General features: G+C 69.9%; 14 protein-coding genes. 11 read left to right on the top strand and 3 right to left on the bottom strand.

Annotated elements, in window-relative coordinates; translation table 11 throughout:
* Positions 1-47 precede the first annotated feature (47 nt).
* Positions 48-956, bottom strand: a complete 909-nt coding sequence (locus tag FSY98_RS12890) for an N-acetylglucosamine kinase (protein ID WP_144877069.1) — start codon at positions 954-956, stop codon at positions 48-50.
* A gap of 66 nt (positions 957-1022) precedes the next feature.
* Between FSY98_RS12890 and FSY98_RS12885 the strand changes: the two genes are divergently transcribed.
* The 3 genes from FSY98_RS12885 to FSY98_RS12875 all read left to right on the top strand — a co-directional run bounded on the left by FSY98_RS12885 (position 1023) and on the right by FSY98_RS12875 (position 4464).
* Positions 1023-1883: a MurR/RpiR family transcriptional regulator gene (locus FSY98_RS12885; RefSeq protein WP_144877068.1), complete on the top strand. Its 861-nt coding sequence runs from the start codon at positions 1023-1025 to the stop codon at positions 1881-1883.
* 175 nt (positions 1884-2058) lie between these two features.
* Positions 2059-2712 carry an HAD-IA family hydrolase gene (locus FSY98_RS12880; protein ID WP_144877067.1) on the top strand — a complete coding sequence of 218 codons (654 nt, stop codon included), beginning with the start codon at positions 2059-2061 and terminating at the stop codon, positions 2710-2712.
* Between the two features lie 147 nt (positions 2713-2859).
* A complete protein-coding gene (locus tag FSY98_RS12875) occupies positions 2860-4464 on the top strand; it encodes an HNH endonuclease signature motif containing protein (RefSeq protein WP_144877066.1) in 1605 nt (534 codons plus the stop codon).
* A gap of 53 nt (positions 4465-4517) precedes the next feature.
* Here the strand turns inward: FSY98_RS12875 and FSY98_RS12870 are convergent, their stop codons facing one another.
* The gene (locus FSY98_RS12870; protein WP_186307679.1) at positions 4518-4955 is read right to left on the bottom strand and encodes an Lrp/AsnC family transcriptional regulator; all 438 of its coding nucleotides are present in this window, start codon (positions 4953-4955) and stop codon (positions 4518-4520) included.
* A gap of 151 nt (positions 4956-5106) precedes the next feature.
* Here FSY98_RS12870 and FSY98_RS12865 point away from each other — a divergent pair, with 151 nt between their 5' ends.
* The 8 genes from FSY98_RS12865 to paaZ all read left to right on the top strand — a co-directional run bounded on the left by FSY98_RS12865 (position 5107) and on the right by paaZ (position 15880).
* Entirely contained in the window at positions 5107-6213 is a 1107-nt protein-coding gene (locus FSY98_RS12865; RefSeq protein ID WP_144877065.1) for a thiamine pyrophosphate-dependent enzyme, read from the top strand.
* Between the two features lie 79 nt (positions 6214-6292).
* Entirely contained in the window at positions 6293-7327 is a 1035-nt protein-coding gene (locus tag FSY98_RS12860) for an alpha-ketoacid dehydrogenase subunit beta (RefSeq protein ID WP_144877064.1), read from the top strand.
* Positions 7328-7521: 194 nt separating this feature from the next.
* Positions 7522-9222, top strand: coding sequence for a dihydrolipoamide acetyltransferase family protein (locus FSY98_RS12850; RefSeq protein WP_144877063.1), 1701 nt, complete (start codon positions 7522-7524; stop codon positions 9220-9222).
* A gap of 220 nt (positions 9223-9442) precedes the next feature.
* Positions 9443-10762, top strand: a complete 1320-nt coding sequence (locus FSY98_RS12845) for an MFS transporter (RefSeq protein WP_144877062.1) — start codon at positions 9443-9445, stop codon at positions 10760-10762.
* A 112-nt stretch (positions 10763-10874) separates the two neighbouring features.
* A complete protein-coding gene (locus tag FSY98_RS12840; RefSeq protein ID WP_144877061.1) occupies positions 10875-12065 on the top strand; it encodes an acetyl-CoA C-acyltransferase in 1191 nt (396 codons plus the stop codon).
* Positions 12065-12901, top strand: a complete 837-nt coding sequence (locus FSY98_RS12835; protein ID WP_144877060.1) for an enoyl-CoA hydratase/isomerase family protein — start codon at positions 12065-12067, stop codon at positions 12899-12901. The genes FSY98_RS12840 and FSY98_RS12835 overlap by 1 nt, the downstream gene beginning before the upstream one ends.
* Positions 12898-13752: a 3-hydroxyacyl-CoA dehydrogenase family protein gene (locus FSY98_RS12830; protein WP_144877059.1), complete on the top strand. Its 855-nt coding sequence runs from the start codon at positions 12898-12900 to the stop codon at positions 13750-13752. Before FSY98_RS12835 ends, FSY98_RS12830 begins: the two co-directional genes overlap by 4 nt.
* A gap of 43 nt (positions 13753-13795) precedes the next feature.
* Entirely contained in the window at positions 13796-15880 is a 2085-nt protein-coding gene (paaZ, locus tag FSY98_RS12825; protein ID WP_144877058.1) for a phenylacetic acid degradation bifunctional protein PaaZ, read from the top strand.
* Here paaZ and FSY98_RS16850 read toward each other — a convergent pair.
* Positions 15832-16052, bottom strand: a 221-nt coding sequence (locus FSY98_RS16850; protein WP_222119169.1) for a hypothetical protein, incomplete at its 5' end; no start/stop codon positions are given. The genes paaZ and FSY98_RS16850 overlap by 49 nt on opposite strands.

The raw sequence follows: 16052 nt of genomic DNA, 5'->3' as shown, positions 1-16052 counted from the left end.
GTTCGGCCGGCTCTTGCTCGGCCCGCTCTTGTTCAGCCGGCTCTTGTTCAGCCGGCACGGCGCACGAACCTCTCGTGCGGGAGCGGGTCGCCGGCGCCTGCGCGCTCGGCGATGAGCCGGGCGCCGTCGAGAGCGTCGCCGACGGCATCCACGGGCTCTCGACCGGCGGTGCGCAGGGAGTCGGCGAGGACTCCTCGGAACCAGTCGTGCTGGGTGAGGCCGCCGTGCAGGGCGACCCGGGTGCTGCGGGCAGACGCGGCGACAGCGGAATCGACCAGCAGTCGAGCTCCCTCGCCGGCGATCTGCCCGGCGACGGCGTCGCCGTCGGCGGCGACGTTCAGGACGACGGGTGCGAGAGCGGCGAGCCGCCGAGCGAGTGGCTCGTCGCGAGACAGCCACGCCTGGATCCCGTCGATCGGGCCGATCATCGCCTCGACGCCTGCCGACAACGCGGTCGGACCGACGAGCCCCGCGGACGCGCGCAGGGCAGCGCGCACGGCGGCGCGGCCGAACCACGACCCGCTGCCGAGATCGCCGACCTCGGGTCCCCAGCCGTCGATGAGTCGGATGCCGTCACCGTCGATGCCGAGGGCGGCGGCTCCGGTGCCGGCGATCAGGAGGACTCCCTCTCCCCCGTCGAGGGCACCGGCGTGGGCGGAGACGACATCGGAGGTGACGGCGACGGGGACGTCGAGTCGCGAGTGCAGTCTCTGTGCGAGTTCGGATGCGGCGGCCGGCGCCGCCCATGCGCCGGCGGCTCCCACGGAGACGGCGCCGTAGGCCGCGGTGTCGGAGGTCAGCGGGAGGATGGCGGCGAGCGCCGCTTCGACGCCCCCGGCAGCGGCGAGTCCCGGGGATCCGATCCCCTCGGAGACCGTCTGCCCGTTAGGGCCGGACATGGCGACACGGCATCGGGACTTGCCGAGGTCGACGGCGAGAACGGGACGGTGCAGCATGAAAATAGTCTACGCATATGCCAATGAACGTGAAAGAATTGTTCAAGCAATGAGACTCGGGGAGACATGAGCATTCAGACGCGTATCGCCGGGGCGGCGGAGACGCTGCCTCCTTCTCTTGCGCGCATCGCGCGGGCCCTGGGCGACAATCCGGGCATCGTCGTGGACAGCACGATCACCGAGCTCGCCGCCCTGTGCGAGACCTCCGTCGCCTCGGTCGTCCGCTTCTGCCGCTCTGTCGGCGTCGACGGGTATGCGGCGTTGCGCATGGCGTTGGCGGCAGAGCTGGGCCGCGAGTCGGTGCAGTTCAGCTCCCCCACCGGGTTCGGTTCGGAGATCTCACTCGACGACTCGTTGCGCGAGGCGACCGCGAAGGTCGCCTCGCTCGAGGTGCTCGCGATCGAGGAGACCATCGCCGGGCTCGACGACGCCGTGCTCGACGAGGCGGTGGCCGCACTGGACAGCGCACAGCGTGTCCTGCTGTTCGGCATCGGGGCCAGTGGACTCGTCGCCGCCGACTTCGGCCAGAAGCTTCTGCGCATCGGTCGGGCGGCAGTGATCCTCACGGACGCGCACGTCGCGAGCGCTGCGGCCGTCCTCCCAGCCGACGGCACTGTCGCGGTCGGGATCTCGCAGTCGGGCACGACGATCGAGACCCAGCGATTCCTGCAGGCCGCCCGCGGAGCAGGCACCAGGACCATCGCGATCACCGGTGTCGCCGATTCGGCGGTCGCGGCGTCGGGAGACGTCGTGCTGCTGACGCACGCGCGGGAGCCGCGTCTGCGGGCCGGCGCGATGGTCAGCCGGATCGCTCAGCTCGCCCTCGTGGATTGCCTCTTCGTCGGGGTGGCACGTCGTCGCCGTGCGGATGCCGTGGAGGCCCTGCGACGCACGGCAGAGGCGACGCAGGCGCTGCGGACGGAGTAGCACCGCGCATCCTCCGCTGCATCCCGGAGCTCGCTCGCTCCCCGCGGAACATCCCGCATCGTCTCCGGCATCCGCCACCGCATCCCTGGGTGCCCGCGTCCCCCGAGCTCGCTCGCCCCGTCCGCTCGTCCCCTGGCGCAGCACCCCCGATCCCCTCGCGCAGTAGCCTGGACCGGTGACCGAGATCATCCCCGCCCGCGCCGTCCTGCTCGACATGGACGGCACCCTCGTCGACTCGACCGCGGTCGTGGAGAGGCTCTGGCTCGCGTGGGCGGAACCGCACGGCCTCGATCCGGCGACCGTGCTCGGCGTGGTGCACGGACGTCAGGGGCATCAGAGCATGGCGATCATGCTTCCCGAGCGTGATCACGCGGTGAATCTCGTCGAGAACGAGCGGATGCTGGCGACCGAGGCGAGCGACGTCGACGGCGTCGTGGAGATCCGCGGTGCCGGCGCTCTGCTGGAGGCGCTCGCGGGCGTGCCGCACGCGATCGTGACCTCGGCGAACGTGCCCCTGATGAACGCGCGGATGGGCGAAGCGGGGCTCACGGTGCCACAGCTCGTCGTCACGGCCGAGAGTGTGTCGGCGTCGAAACCCGACCCCGAGGGTTTCCTGCTGGGTGCGAGGCTACTGGGCGTCGAGCCGGCGGATTGCGTGGTGTTCGAGGACTCCGGCGCGGGCATCCAGGCTGCTCACGCGGCGGGCATGCGGGTGATCGGGATCGGCACGCACGCCGCGGCCCACTCCCCCGAATACCATGTCGAGAATCTGACGCAGGTCTCCGTGCGCACGACGGCCGGCGGCGGTTTCGACCTCGTCGTGGAGTGAGCTCGCGACTCTCCTGACGCCCCGTTCTCCCGCTGCATTCCGCATTTCTCACGCTGCATTCCGAAGTTCCGGAGTGCTCGGTCGAGTTGCTCGATTTCACCGCTGAACTGGCCCTCGAATGTCGGTGGTTGCCGATTGAGTGTGGGTATGACAGCACTGACGGACGCGACGGCCGAGCAAGTGGGCGCGGTGGGCGCACTCACCGCGACGCTCGTGGCCGTCGAGCGCGCCATCAGCTCACTGATGGCCTGTCGCGACGGACTCCTCGCCACCGGTGCGCGGATCGCGCTCGAGACCGTTCAGCATGAGGAGGATCGCGACGACAGCCGCGCTCACGACGCGGGCGACATGGCGCTGCGCGCGGTGGCAGCGGAGTTCGGGGCCGCACTGCGCCTCAGCGACCGCACCGTTCAGCGACGCATGGCCGACGCCGAGCTGCTGGTGGGGCAGTTCCCCGCACTGTGGCGCGCGCAGGGAGACGGCCGAGTCAGCGCGGCTCAGTCGAGGGTCGTCATCGACGCCGGGCTACACCTCGATGACGCCGATGACCGCGACGCCTACGCCACAGAGATGGTGGAGTGGGCGCAGTCCGAATCCCCGAACCGGCTGGCCCGCCGAGCTCGGCGTGTGGCCGAGCGGCTCCAGCGCCGCACCGTCGATGAGCGTCACCAGAGCGCTCGGGAACAGCGCGCAGTCTGGGTGAAGGATCGCGCCGACGGCATGGCCGAACTCGGGCTGCTCGGGCCTGCCACCCTCGTTCACGGCGCCTACGACCGCATCACGGCGATGGCGAGGACCGTGGTGACGACCGCGGCGACTGAGGACGCGCAGCCGACGGCGACGGATGCGGCGACGGCCACAGATATGCAGCCAGCGGCCACAGATGCGGCCGCGGCAACCGAGGACGCGGCGGCGACCACGGACGCGCAGCCGACGGCGACGGACGCAAAGGCCCGCGACGCACGGCGCGATGGCGAGACTGCACGCCCGTCGCCCTGGCCGGCTGGTGAGCCATTCAGGACTTCTCGCGACGGCGAATCCGACCCCAGGACCCTCGCCCAGGTGCGGTGCGACCTGGCTCTCGACCTCGTCCTCACGGGGGCGCCGACGGGCCACGATTCCGCCGACGGGATGCTGGCGGCCATCGCCGGATCGGTGAGCATCACCGTGCCCGTGCAGACGCTGATGGGAACGAGCACTATGCCGGCCGAACTCGACGGGTGTGTTCCCATCGACGCAGACACGGCGCGACGGCTCGCCGGAAGTGCGACCGGATGGGATCGCGTCCTCACCCACCCCATCAGTGGTCGGCTCCTCGCCGTGGACCGGTACCGTCCCTCTGCGGAGCTGAGACGGCACCTCCGAGCGCGCGATCAACGCTGCCGGTTCCCCGGGTGCGGTCAGCTACCCGGCGACTGCGACATCGACCACACTCGTGATTATGCAACGGGAGGGCACACCGATGCGGGCAACCTCGGCACCCTCTGCCGGCGTCATCACAGCTTGAAACATCACACGCCCTGGCATGTCGAACACTTAGGCGACGGCCTGTACTCATGGACCAGCCCCACCGGACGCATCTACCTCGACGCCCCTCCTGAGCCGAACACGGACACGAACACGGATGACCCGGCATCGCCCGGGGCAACCCCGCTCAAGGCAGGCCCGCCCGGCACGGCATCGCCCGGGGCACGCCCGACCGCAGCAACACCACCCGCGGCGCCACCGCCTGCGGCAATCCCGCCGTTCTGACGCCTTACGCGCACCCGCCGGTGCGCGCGTCCACGCCGTCTTCCGTCCGTTCCTCAGATGAGCGCGAAGTCCTCGAAGATCAACGTCGTGCGTGTCGACCGGATCGACGGTATCGACTGGATATCCTCGAGCACGATCCGGCGCAGATCCCGCGCGTCGTTGGCCCTCACCAGCAGGATCACATCGAAGTCCCCGCCGACGAGCGCCATGTGCTCGATCTCGGGGATGGCGCGCAACCGCGCACTGACCTCCTGCCACGTCGCCTGCTCGATCGCCAGCGTCACGTACGCGCTGGCATGATGACCGAGCAGCACCGGGTCCGTCCGCACCGTGTACCCGGTCACGATTCCGGCATCCGTCAGCCTCTTGATCCGCGCATGCGCGCCCGCCCGCGAGATGTGCACCGCCTCGGCGATCGCCGTCATCGACACCCTTGCGTCGAGCCGCAACTGTTCGAGGATCGCGCGATCGACGTCATCCAGCGTGGTCATGGCACCCCTTCGTCCTGTGCTCGAATTCTGACACTTCGCACGATTGCGCGACAAGCATCGACCAGTCATCCACGAATGCGCTGCCGCTCTTGGACGTCTGAGCGTTCCGATGCATCCTTTCCTCATCGGGTTCGGCAGAGAGGGCGAACGGATGATGCACGAAGAACTGCTTCCGCGCGACGAAGCTGTGCAGCTGATCGACGCGGCGGGCGACCTCGCCACCGACAGCGACTACGCGCTCCCCGACAGCGCGACCTTGCTAGCCGCGTACCGCGGCCTCGTCGAAGGGCGCCGCATCAACGACCAGGCCAGCGCCCTGGTCCGGCAGGGACGACTCGCCGTCTATCCCTCGTCACACGGACAGGAGGCCTGCCAGATCGGCGCCGCCCTCGTCCTCCGCGACACCGACTGGCTCTTCCCCACCTACCGCGACTCGGTGGCCGTCATCGCACGGGGCGTCGCTCCCGCCGATGCCATGGTCCTCCTCAAGGGAGACTGGCACTCCGGCTATGACGTGCCCCTGCACCGCGTCGCCCCTCAGGCCACGCCCCTCGCCACGCAGCTGCTGCACGCTGTCGGCTTCGCATACGCCGCGAAGCGGCGCGGCGAAGACACCGTGGTGCTCGCCCTGTGCGGCGACGGCGCGACCAGCGAGGGCGACTTCCACGAGGCGATGAACTTCGCCGCCGTCTTCCACGTGCCCGTCGTGTTCTTCGTGCAGAACAACGAATTCGCGATCTCCGTGCCCCTCAGCCGCCAGACCGCGGCCCCATCGCTCGCGCACAAGGCGATCGGCTACGGCATCCCCGGTCGCCGCGTCGACGGCAACGACGTCGCGGCGGTGCTCGCGGTGCTCGGCGAAGCGGTGGCTCGGGCCCGCAACGACGAGGGCCCCACTCTCGTCGAAGCGCACACCTACCGGATGCAGGCGCACACCAACGCCGACGACGACACCCGCTACCGCCAACGGGAGGAAGTGCAGGCGTGGGTCGCACGTGACCCCCTCACCCGTCTTCGCGCGCACCTCTCCCAGAGCGGCGCGCTCACCGACGACCTCGAAAGGGGCATCGCAGAGGGGGCGGAGGAGATCGCGTCCGCGATGCGCGCCGCACTCAACGCCGACTCCGACCTCGACCCCGAAGACCTGTTCCGCTTCGTCACCACCGAGCGCTCGCCCCAGCTGCAGGAACAGTGGGATCTGCTCCGCGACGAGATCGAGCGCGATCAGGAGACGCACTCCGCAGGAGGCGCACGATGACCCTCACCCACCACCACATCGATGTCGACACAGTGACGTCGACACCTCCCCACACCGCAGACCACTCGGGAGGCGCACGATGACCATCACCCACGACCACGACCACGTCGACGTCGATGCACCGGAATCGACGGTCCAGACGCTGAGCATGGCGGCCGCACTCAACCTCGCCCTTGCCGACGCGCTCACCGCAGACGAATCCGTCCTCGTGTTCGGCGAAGACGTCGGAGTCCTCGGCGGCGTGTTCCGCATCACCGACGGACTCACGGCCCACTTCGGCGAGGACCGCTGCTTCGACACCCCGCTCGCCGAGTCAGGCATCGTCGGCACCGCCGTCGGCATGGCCATGAACGGCCTTCGCCCGGTGGTCGAGCTGCAGTTCGACGCATTCGCGCTCCCGGCATTCGAGCAGATCGTCAGCCACGTCGCGAAGCTCTCCAACCGCACACGCGGAGGCGTGAGGATGCCGCTGGTCATCCGGATCCCCTTCGGCGGCGGCATCGGCGGCGTCGAGCATCACTGCGACTCGTCGGAGGCCTACTACGCGCATACTCCGGGCCTCACCGTCGTCAGCCCCGCCACCCCGCAAGACGCGTACTCGCTGCTCAGAGCCGCGATCGCGTCGCCCGACCCGGTCGTCTTCCTCGAGCCGAAGAAGCTGTACTGGTCCAAGGGAGAGGTCGACACCGCTGTCACCGTCGACATCGGCTCCGCGCGCATCGCCCGTGAGGGCACCGACGTCACCCTCATCGCCTACGGAGCGTCCGTCCCTCTCGCGCTGCACGCCGCCGAGGCGGCCGCAGCAGAGGGACGCAGCATCCAGGTCGTCGACGTCCGCTCACTGACGCCGTTCGACGACGAGATGGTCATGACAGCTGTGCGGTCGACAGGGCGCGCCGTCGTGATCGCCGAAGCTCCGGGCTTCGCGAGCGTCGCCTCCGAGATCCAGGCACGCGTGTTCGAGCGCTGCTTCGAATTCCTCGAAGCGCCCGTGCGCCGGGTCACCGGCTTCGACACCCCGTACGCGCCCCCGAAACTCGAGCACTGGTACCTGCCCGACGTCGATCGGATCCTCGACGCCGTCGACTCACTGCACTGGGAGGACCGACCGTGAGCGCCGCGGCTACGACGAGTACGTCAGGGACGGCCGGGACCAGTACGACCGGGATGGCGGGTACGACAGGGACTGCCGGTACGACAGGGACGGCGGGTACGACAGGCACTGCCGGTACGACAGGGACGGCCGGTACGGGAACCGCGGCTACGACAGGGACGGCCGGCACGGGAACTGCGGGTACGACGACGGAGATGACGACGGGAGGCTCCGGCATCCGGACTTTCCGCCTGCCCGACCTCGGAGAAGGACTCACCGAAGCCGGACTCGTGCAGTGGCTCGTCTCGGTGGGCGACAGCATCGTGACCGATCAGCCCATCGCCGAGGTGGAGACGGCCAAGAGCATCGTCGAACTCCCCTCCCCCTTCGCCGGGGTCGTGGCCGCGCTGCACGGAGCGGCAGGCGACACGATCGACGTCGGCGCGCCCGTCCTCGACGTCGCCGCTCCGGCGCGGGAGACGCAACGAGACGGCGGATCGGGCGCCAGCACGACCCCGGATGCCGCAACAGGACCGGGGTCCGGAACGAGCCCGAGCGGTGAAACAGCGACGGAAACGGAAACGGGCGCGGACGCCGGAAGAGTCACGGATGCCGGAGCAGAACCCGGGTCCGGAGCAGGAACCGACACCGGAAAAGGAACCGACACCGGAGCGAGCCCGAATGCCGAAACCGGCCCGACCGCCGAAACAGGGACCAGCCCCCTCGCCGGAGCCGAGCACCGTCCCGCCGCGAACGCCGGCCCCACCGGGGCCGTCGAGCACGAGGCCTATCGCGCCGAGGAGCGCGCCGGCTCGGGGAACGTGCTGATCGGCTACGGCACGTCGGGCCCCACACACACCGGGCGACGGCGGCCCGCCGCGGCGAGAGATCAGCCGATGACCCGCGCGAAGGCATCGGGCGCTGAAGCGGCCGCCACCTCCGCGGCCACAGGGATGGCGACACCGCCCAAGACCATCGCCGCCGAGACGACGGGCCCCGACCCGACGCACCGACCCGTCGCCGTGCGGTCACCGCTGGTCCGACGTCTCGCCCGCGACCTGGGCCTCGACGTGCATACGATCGTCCCTACAGGACCGGACGGCGCGATCACACGCGCCGACGTACTCGCCGCGGCGGTAGACGACGCCGTGGACGGGATAGGTGAAGTCGTGCGTCGGGAGACGCGTGACACGGGCAGCGGCGCCGAGAACGTCGACGGCCTCGCCGTGCGCTCCCGGGAGCGCCTGTCGCCGCTGCGAAAGGCGGTGAGCGCGCGACTCACCCGCAGCCGCTCCGAGATCCCCGAGGCGACCGTCTGGGTCGACGTCGACGCGACCGACCTCTGGAGGCTGCGCGCAGACATGGCCCCCGCGGGCCACCGAGCGCCGTCCATCACAGCGATCCTCGCCCGCTTCGTGCTGCTCGCGCTCGGCGAGCACCCGATCCTCGCGTCGCGCCTGAGCGACGACGGATCCGAGCTGATCTCCTTCGATGGCGTGAACCTCGGCGTCGCGGTCGACACCGACCGCGGGCTCCTCGTCCCGGTGATGCCCCAGGCCCACGCGCTGGCCATCGACGAACTCGACACAGCGTTGCGCGAACTCTCGGCCACCGCTCGTGACGGCCGCATCCCCCCGGAACGCCTGCGCGGCTCGACCTTCACGCTCAACAACTACGGCGGGCTGGGGGTCGACGGGTCGGCCGCGATCATCAACCACCCTGAGGTCGCCATCCTCGGCATCGGCCGGATCATCGAGCGCCCGTGGGTGGTCGACGGGCAGATCATGGCGCGGCGCATCGCCCAGCTCTCGCTCGTCTTCGACCACCGGGTGTGCGACGGCGGCTACGCCGCGAGCTTCCTCCGTCGCGTGACCGAGCTAATCGAGCATCCGCTGCGCACCTTCGGCAAGATCTGACCCAGCTCACGGGCCCGCTACCGACGCGGTGAACGAGCTCGCAGAGACGCCCTCCGTCCGTCCGACCAGAAGGGAATCCTCCCCTCCCGCCCTTCTCGATTTCGTCGAGACCATGCGCTACGCTCGGCAATTACTGACCGATCGATCGGTAGAAATGCGCGTCGATGGCCGCCGCGCATGCTCGACCTCAGTCCCGAATCGCAGAACAACGGAGTTCGCCATGACGTCAGCAGTCTCGGAACCGACCTCGACCCGACGGATGCCCGCCGAAGAACGCCGCGTGCTCGCCAGCACGCTCGTAGGCACGTCGATCGAATGGTACGACTTCTTCATCTACGCCCAGGCGGCAGGCCTCGTGCTCGCGCCCCTCTTCCTCGCCCCGATCGCCGAGAGCAGCCCCGGCCTCGCCCAGGTGCTGTCGTTCGCGACGATCGGCATCTCGTTCCTGTTCCGCCCGCTGGGTGCGATCATCGCCGGCCACCTCGGCGACAAGCTGGGCCGCAAGCGGATGCTGGTCTTCACCCTCATCCTCATGGGACTCTCAACCTCGCTGATCGGCGTCCTCCCCACCTACGCGGCGATCGGCATCGCCGCCCCGATCCTCCTCATCGCCCTCCGGATCCTGCAGGGCTTCTCGGCCGGAGGCGAGTGGGGCGGCGCGGCCCTGATGGCGGTCGAGCACGCTCCCCGCGGGCGTCGCGGCCTCTTCGGCGCCTTCCCGCAGATCGGCGTCCCCGTCGGCATGATCCTCGCAACCGCCACCCTCTGGGTGCTGACGACATCGATGTCGGCGGAGGCGTTCCTCGAGTGGGGCTGGCGCATCCCGTTCCTGCTGTCGATCGTGCTCATCGGCGTCGGCTACCTCATCCGCCGCGCCGTGGACGAGAGCCCCATCTTCGAGGAGCTGCAGCGCCGTCGCAAGGAGGCATCGGCTCCCCTCGGCATCCTCTTCCGCAAGAACACGAAGCAGGTCGTGCTCACCGCGTTGATCTTCATCGCGAACAACGCCGCCGGCTACCTGCTGATCGCCTTCTTCGCGACCTATGCCGTCACAGGGCTCGGGATGGAGCGCCCGCCGGTGCTGCTCGCGACCACCCTCGCCTCGTTCGGCTGGCTCATCTTCACCCTCTGGGGCGGACATCTGTCGGACCGCCTCGGCCGCGTGCGCACCTTCCAGATCGGCTATGTCGCGCTCGCGGTCTGGGCTGTGCCGATGTGGTTCCTCATCGACACCGCCAATATCTTCTGGTACTTCGTCGCGCTGTTCGTGATGACCTTCGCGCTCGGTCTCTCCTACGGCCCCCAGGCCGCGCTCTACGCGGAGATGTTCCCGGCGAACGTGCGCTACTCGGGCGTCTCGATCGGCTACGCCCTCGGTGCGATCCTCGGCGGAGCCTTCGCGCCGATGATCGCCGAGGCACTGCTCAACCAGTTCCAGGCGGCATGGACCATCGGCCTCTACATCGCCATCGCCTCGGTGATCTCTCTGATCGCCGTGTCGCTCGTGAAGGAGACGAAAGGCGTCGACCTGCTGAGCTGAGCCAGGCGCCTCGTGGACCCGGGAAGGGTTGTGCCATAATTACCATACGATCGGTCAGTAATTAGGATCCGGTCGCCCGGACCCGCCGCGACGACGCAGTCAGGAGATCGAGATGACGGATGCCTACCTCGTCGGAGGAACCCGCACCCCGGTGGGGCGCTACGGTGGCTCGCTGGCCACGGTCCGCCCCGACGACCTGGCGGCGATCGTCGTCGGCGAGGCTGTCCGCCGAGCGGGCGTAGACCCGACCGCGGTCGACATCGACGAGGTCATCCTCGGCGCAGCCAACCAAGCGGGCGAAGACAACCGCAACGTCGCGAGGATGGCCGTGCTGCTGGCCGGGCTCCCCGATTCCGTCCCCGGCATCACCGTGAACCGCCTCTGCGCATCCGGCATGTCGGCGGTCACGATGGCAGCGCAGGCGATACGCGCCGGCGACGCCGACCTCATCGTGGCCGGCGGAGTCGAGTCGATGACCCGCGCGCCCTGGGTGCAGGCGAAGCCGGACAAGGCATGGGCTAAACCCGGAGCGGCCTACGACACCTCGATCGGATGGCGCTTCCCGAACCCGCGCCTCAGCGACCGCGACAAGGCGACCTTCACCATGCCGGAGACGGCCGAAGAGGTCGCCCGTCTCGACGGAATCAGCCGGGAACAGGCGGATGCCTTCGCCGTGCGTTCACAGCACCGTGCCGCCGCGGCGATCGCCGCCGGTCGGTTCGAAGACGAGATCGTCGGCGTGTCGGTCGGCGACCGGCGCGTGCTCGTCGACGAAGGGCCGCGCCCCGACACGACCCTCGAGGTGCTCGCACGGCTCCGCCCCGTCGTGGCGGGCGGCCAGGTCGTCACCGCCGGCAACTCCAGCGCCCTCAACGACGGCGCCTCCGCGCTCGTCGTCGCGAGCGGCGACGCCGTGGAGCGCTTTGGGCTCGTTCCCCGCGCACGGATCGTCGTCGGCACGAGCGCAGCGCTCGCGCCGGAGATCATGGGCCTCGGTCCCGTGCCGGCCACCGAGAAGGCGCTGCGGCGGTCCGGTCTCCGGATCGACGACATCGGAGCCGTGGAGCTGAACGAGGCGTTCGCCACACAGTCGCTCGCCTGCATCCGGCGACTCGGACTCGACGCGGACGTCGTGAACGCAGACGGCGGCGCGATCGCCCTCGGCCACCCGTTGGGATCGTCCGGGTCACGACTGCTCGTCACTCTGCTCGGACGCATGGAGCGGGAAGACTCCCGCTACGGCCTCGCCACGATGTGCGTCGGCGTCGGTCAGGGCGCGGCCGTGATCCTGGAGAAGGTGTGATGACGACCCCTTCTCTGACGGGCGACCCGGGCGATCAGGGCGACCAGGGCGACCAGGGCGACCAGGGCGACCAGGGCGACAATAGTCCCCTGCTCGTCCAGCGCTCCGACGATCGGGTCGTCGCGACGCTCAACCGGCCCGGCAAGCGGAACGCCATCGACCAGGCGACGGTCGACGCTCTGCACGGCCTCTGCGCGGAACTCGAAACCGATCCGCGCACGCTCATCCTCGCCGGCTCCGACGGCGTCTTCGCCGCGGGAGCCGACATCGCCGAGCTGCGCGAGCGCCGAGCAGCCGATGCCCTTCTCGGCATCAACACCCGCGCGTTCGTCCGTATCGCCGAACTCCCCATGCCGGTGATCGCCGCGATCGACGGCTACGCGCTGGGCGGCGGCGCCGAACTCGCGTACGCCGCGGACATCCGCATCGGCACGCCGAGCCTCGCGATCGGCAACCCCGAGACCGGACTCGGCATCCTCGCGGCTGCCGGAGCGAGCTGGCGACTCAAGGAGATCGTCGGTGACGCTCGCGCGGTCGAACTGCTGGTCACCGGCCGCACCGTGAAGGCGGACGAGGCCGTGCGCATCGGACTCGTCACGTCACTGCACGAGAGAGACGACCTGCTTGGGGCGGCCCACGCGATCGCCGACCGGATCAGCCGGAACGATCGCCAGGCGACCATCGCGACGAAGCGGGTGTTCCGCGCACCGCGCGAGCAGCATCCGGCCATCGACCTCGAGGCGCAGTCCGCGCTGTTCGAGAGTCCGGAGAAGTTCCGGCGGATGACCGACTTCCTCGAACGGCGGGACCGCTCGAAGACGGGAGAGCTGTCATGAACGCAGCGCCGGCGCACGTCGGCGTCCTCGGCGGCGGGCGCATGGGCGCGGGCATCGCGCACGCGTTCCTGCTCGCCGGTTCGCACGTCACCGTGGTCGAGCGCGACGAGGACGCCGCGCGCGCGGCATCCGATCGCGTGCTGCGTTCCGTCGAGACGTCGATCGCACGCGGCTCCGCGGTCGAGACCGTCGACGTGTACCGAGCGCGGCTCGTGTCGACGGACGACATGTCTTCGTTCGCCTCGTGCGCGCTCGTCGTCGAGGCGGTGCCCGAAGAGATCTCCCTGAAGATCGGCGCCCTCACGAGCGTCGAGGGACACGTCGGTCCCGACGCCGTGATCGCCTCGAACACCTCGTCGATCTCGATCGACGAGCTCGCCGCGACCCTCGTCCGCCCCGAGCGGTTCCTCGGGATGCACTTCTTCAACCCCGTGCCGGCCTCTGGCCTCGTCGAGATCGTGCGGGGCGCGGCCACCGCTCCCCCGCTCGTCGACGCGGCCCGCGAGTGGGTGCGGTCGATCGGCAAGTCGCCCATCGTCGTCGCCGACGCCCCCGGGTTCGCCTCCTCGCGCCTCGGCGTCGCTCTGGGCCTCGAGGCGATCCGCATGGTCGAGGAGGGCGTCGCCTCCCCCGACGACATCGATGCCGCGATGACGCTGGGCTACAAGCATCCCGTCGGGCCGCTGCGCCTCACCGACATCGTCGGACTCGACGTGCGCCTCGGCATCGCGGAGTACCTCGCTGCGCACCTCGGTGACCGCTTCGCGCCGCCGGCACTTCTGCGCCGTCTCGTCGCCGAGGGGCACCTCGGCCGTAAGACCGGCCGGGGCTTCTACGAGTGGGACGAGTGATGAACAGACACGACGCACGACTGACCCGACGGAAGGACGAGAGATGACCGACATCCTGCCCAGCTACGTGCAGGGGGCGTGGTGGACACCCGCTGACGCGAAGGACGCGACCGAGGTCCGTGACGCATCGACCGGCGAGGTCGTCGCCCGCGTCTCGACGAACGGACTCGACCTCGGCGCCGCGCTCGCCTACGCCCGCAGCACCGGCCAGGACTCCCTCGGCGAACTCACCTTCCACCAGCGCGCCGTGCTGCTCAAGCGGCTCGCCCTCGCCCTCACCGAGCGCAAGACGGAGCTGTACGAGATCTCCGCTCGCACCGGCGCGACCGCGCAGGACTCCTGGGTCGACATCGACGGCGGCATCGGCGTGCTGTTCGCGTACTCCAGCAAAGGCCGCCGCGAGCTCCCGAACGCGAAGGTGTACGTCGACGGTCCCGTCGAGAACCTCTCACGCGATGGGTCGTTCATCGGCCGACACATCTACAGCCGCCTCCGCGGCGCGGCCGTGCAGATCAACGCCTTCAACTTCCCCGTCTGGGGCTCGCTCGAGAAGTTCGCGCCCGCGTTCCTCGCCGGAGTGCCCACGATCGTGAAGCCCGCGACCCCCACCGGCTATCTCACCGAGGCGATGGTGCGGATCATGGTCGAAACAGGGCTGCTCCCCGAGGGCTCGCTGCAGCTCGTGTCGGGCAGCGTCCCGACCCTGTTCGACGATCTGCAGCTCGGCGACCTCGTGGCCTTCACCGGATCGGCGTCGACCGCCGAACACCTTCGCGCGCACGACGCGGTGCAGACCGGCGGCGTGCGCTTCACCAGCGAGACCGACTCGATCAACGCGTCGGTCCTCGGAACGGATGCCGTCAGCGGCACCCCCGAATTCGATGCCTATGTGCGTCAGCTCGTCGCGGAGATGACGAGCAAGGCCGGGCAGAAGTGCACGGCGATCCGTCGCGCGATCGTGCCGACGAGTCTCATCGACGACGTGATCGGCGCCGTACGCACCCGGCTGGCCGAGCGCATCGTGATCGGCGACCCGCGCGCCGATGGCGTCACCATGGGCCCGCTCGCGTCGACCGCTCAGCGCGACGAGGTGCTGCGTCAGGTCGAGCGCCTCCTCGCGGGCGGCGGCGAGCTGGTCGTCGGTGACACCGACGCCCCCACCGTCCGCCTCGCCGACGGCAGCGAGAGCGCAGCGCCCGACGGAGCATTCGTCTCCCCCATGCTCCTGCGTTTCCCGGATGCCGAGAGCGAGGCCGTGAACGAGATCGAGGCGTTCGGGCCGGTGTCGAGCATCATCGGCTACGACTCGCTCGACGAGGCCAGCGCACTCGTCGCCCGCGGTGGCGGGTCGCTCGTCACCAGCGTCGCGACCCACGACCCGGAAGTGGCAGTGGCGCTCGCATCGGGCATCGCCGCGTACAACGGCCGCGTGCTGTTCCTCGACCGAGACGACGCGCGCAGCTCAACCGGCCACGGGTCACCCCTGCCGAACCTCGTGCACGGAGGCCCCGGTCGCGCGGGCGGCGGGGAGGAACTGGGCGGGATCCGCGCGGTGCTGCACCACATGCAGCGCACCGCCGTGCAGGGGTCGCCCGCGGTGATGACGGCACTCACCGGGGTGTGGCATCAGGGCGCGGCGGCGCGTCCGTATCAGAACGGCGACGGCGTGCATCCGTTCCGCAAGTCGCTCGCCGAGCTGCACATCGGCGACCAGGTCGCCAGCGGCTCCCGCACCGTGACGCTCGACGACATCGAGACGTTCGCGGCGTTCACCGGCGACACCTTCTACGCGCACATGGACGAGGAATCCGCCGCCGCCAACCCGTTCTTCCCCGGACGCGTCGCGCACGGCTACCTGCTGGTCTCATGGGCCGCCGGCCTCTTCGTCGACCCGGCGCCCGGCCCCGTGCTCGCGAACTCAGGACTCGAGAACCTGCGGTTCGTGACCCCCGTGTCGCCGGGCGACCAGATCCGCGTCGAGCTGACAGCCAAGCAGATCACCCCTCGTGAGACGGACGAGTACGGCGAGGTGCGCTGGGATGCGGTGCTCAAGAACCAGGACGACGAGATCGTCGCGACCTACGACGTGCTCACGCTCGTCGCGAAAGAACTCGACGCGGCGGCATAGCCGAGGACGCGAGAACCAGATCGCGGCAGCGGGAAATCACCCACGCCGAGTCCGCGCTTGCGCAACCCATCGAGCGCGATCGCGAGAACCAGATCGCGACAGCGGGAGACACCCACGCCGAGTCCGCGCTTGCGCAACCCATCGAGCGCGATCGCGAGAACCAGATCGCGAC

The sequence above is a fragment of the Microbacterium sp. 1.5R genome (assembly GCF_007667425.1).
In the GTDB taxonomy this organism is placed as follows: Bacteria; Actinomycetota; Actinomycetes; order Actinomycetales; family Microbacteriaceae; genus Microbacterium.
The sequence above is the reverse complement of the archived record's forward strand: the minus strand, read 5'-3'. Positions and strand labels throughout refer to the sequence as shown.

Excerpts from the sequence above, each read along its gene's own strand:
- FSY98_RS12870 (WP_186307679.1), bottom strand. The coding sequence starts at position 4,955 with ATGACCACGCTGGATGACGTCGATCGCGCGATCCTCGAACAGTTGCGG.
- paaZ (WP_144877058.1), top strand. The coding sequence starts at position 13,796 with ATGACCGACATCCTGCCCAGCTACGTGCAGGGGGCGTGGTGGACACCC.
- FSY98_RS12885 (WP_144877068.1), top strand. The coding sequence starts at position 1,023 with ATGAGCATTCAGACGCGTATCGCCGGGGCGGCGGAGACGCTGCCTCCT.
- FSY98_RS12830 (WP_144877059.1), top strand. The coding sequence starts at position 12,898 with ATGAACGCAGCGCCGGCGCACGTCGGCGTCCTCGGCGGCGGGCGCATG.
- FSY98_RS12860 (WP_144877064.1), top strand. The coding sequence starts at position 6,293 with ATGACCATCACCCACGACCACGACCACGTCGACGTCGATGCACCGGAA.
- FSY98_RS12845 (WP_144877062.1), top strand. The coding sequence starts at position 9,443 with ATGACGTCAGCAGTCTCGGAACCGACCTCGACCCGACGGATGCCCGCC.
- FSY98_RS12840 (WP_144877061.1), top strand. The coding sequence starts at position 10,875 with ATGACGGATGCCTACCTCGTCGGAGGAACCCGCACCCCGGTGGGGCGC.
- FSY98_RS12875 (WP_144877066.1), top strand. The coding sequence starts at position 2,860 with ATGACAGCACTGACGGACGCGACGGCCGAGCAAGTGGGCGCGGTGGGC.
- FSY98_RS12865 (WP_144877065.1), top strand. The coding sequence starts at position 5,107 with ATGATGCACGAAGAACTGCTTCCGCGCGACGAAGCTGTGCAGCTGATC.
- FSY98_RS12850 (WP_144877063.1), top strand. The coding sequence starts at position 7,522 with ATGACGACGGGAGGCTCCGGCATCCGGACTTTCCGCCTGCCCGACCTC.
- FSY98_RS12890 (WP_144877069.1), bottom strand. The coding sequence starts at position 956 with ATGCTGCACCGTCCCGTTCTCGCCGTCGACCTCGGCAAGTCCCGATGC.
- FSY98_RS12835 (WP_144877060.1), top strand. The coding sequence starts at position 12,065 with ATGACGACCCCTTCTCTGACGGGCGACCCGGGCGATCAGGGCGACCAG.